1 protein-coding gene and 2 pseudogenes are annotated in these 1,623 nt (G+C 64.4%); 1 reads left to right on the forward strand and 2 read right to left on the reverse strand.

What is annotated here, in order from left to right; translation table 11 throughout:
• Window positions 1–440, forward strand: a pseudogene (locus B3T59_RS07990) (hypothetical protein); the annotation flags it as partial.
• Window positions 441–490: 50 nt separating this feature from the next.
• Here the strand turns inward: B3T59_RS07990 and B3T59_RS07995 are convergent.
• Window positions 491–1,291 carry a polysaccharide deacetylase family protein gene (locus B3T59_RS07995; protein WP_005207594.1) on the reverse strand — a complete coding sequence of 267 codons (801 nt, stop codon included), beginning with the start codon at window positions 1,289–1,291 and terminating at the stop codon, window positions 491–493.
• 75 nt (window positions 1,292–1,366) lie between these two features.
• Window positions 1,367–1,623, reverse strand: a pseudogene (locus B3T59_RS08000) (cation transporter); the annotation flags it as partial.

Here is a 1,623-nt window from a genome sequence, read left to right on the forward strand (position 1 = left end):
TGGTTTCACTCGCAGGGCCCGCGATGAACATCCTGCTCGCGGCGATCCTGTTGCTCGTCATCCGGATCGCGGCACCCGACGCCTACATCCCCCTCCACTCGGGCCTGATGTCGGGGATGATTCTCGCCGTCGACGGCATCAATCTGTGGGCGGCACTGGCGATGCTCGCCTTCTTGCAGATCACCGCGGCCGTGCTGAACCTGATTCCGATGCCGGGTTTCGACGGCTACAACGCCATCGAGCCGTACCTGTCGCAGCAGGCACGCGCGAACGCCGCCAAGATCGCACCCTACGGATTCCTGATCGTGTTCGCGCTACTGTTCATTCCCCAACTGAACGCCGCCTTCTTCGACCTCATCCGCTGGCTGTTCGAATTGTCCGGCGTGCCATCGAATCTCGCGATCCAGGGCTGGAACGTCTTCATGTTCTGGCGGACGTGATCTACCGACGGACTTGATGTTCTGGCAGCCCCGGCGGGCCGCTCCGCAATTCACGCCCTGCGCGTGACGAAGTAGTCGTCGAGCGTGACCATGTTGAGTCGACGCTCGCGGATGATCTCCACCAGCGTCGGATACACGTGGGTCACCGGCGGATGGTTGGCGTGGCCGATGATCACGGTCTGCGGATGGAAGTACTGCCGCGCACACTGCACCAGGTAGCGCTCGGTGATCAATCCCGAGTCCGAGAGCGACCCGAACCACAGCACGGGTGTCGTGTATCCGAGGTCGGCGGCCACGGCGTCGACCGTCTCGTTGTGGTAGCCGTACGGCGGGCGAAAGAACGGAGTGCCGTCGACGCCGAATATGTTGCGCAGGAATCGCTTACACCGCGACAGCTCATCGGCGACGCCCTCGGTCGACAACGACGTGAGATCGGCGTGGGTCCACGTGTGGTTGCCGAGTTGGATCTGACCGGATTCGACGAGCGGCCGTAGCTCGGCTTTGTGGTCGGTCCAGGAGTCGAAGCCGCCGGTGACGAAGAAGGTGAACCGGGCGCCGGTGTCGCGCGCGAATCGGATGTACGCTCCGACGACCTCGGAACTAGCGCCGTCGTCGACGGTCAGCGCGAGATGTCTTCCCGTACCGGGCAATCCGGTCAGTGTTCCCGCGGGGATCGGAACCTTGCGCGCGACGTCGGGTGGTGGCACCTGCGGAACCTGTGTCTGCGCAACCGGTTTCGGAGTCGGCGACATCGGGTTGGTCGACGGCAACGCCGTCGGCGCCGTCGCATCGACACGCGCTGTCGCGCATCCCCCGAGTGCAGTGACTAACCCTGCAGCCAAGAAGGTCATGAACCCCCGACGTCTCACGGCTGTGAAGATAGCCCACCAAGGTGGCGTACGGGCGACGCGATCGAGTGTGTCGCGTTACCAGCCCATATCGTCGCGGCAGCGTTTGCCCGCTTGGTCCGGATCGACCTGAATCGTGGCGTGGGTGAGGCCGTGACGGGCCAGCACGGCGCGCGCCTGCGGGAGCACCTCGTCGTTGGGACAGTTGCTCGCCAGATGCACTGTCGCGACGTCCATTCCGGTGGTCAGTGACCAGACGTGCAGGTCGTGGACGTCGTGGACCTCGGGGATAGCGGCGAGCTCGTGCTCGAGAGCGTCGACGTCGATGTGGTCGG

The sequence above is a fragment of the Gordonia sp. UBA7860 genome, from assembly GCF_002500165.1.
Lineage (GTDB): Bacteria > Actinomycetota > Actinomycetes > Mycobacteriales > Mycobacteriaceae > Gordonia > Gordonia sputi.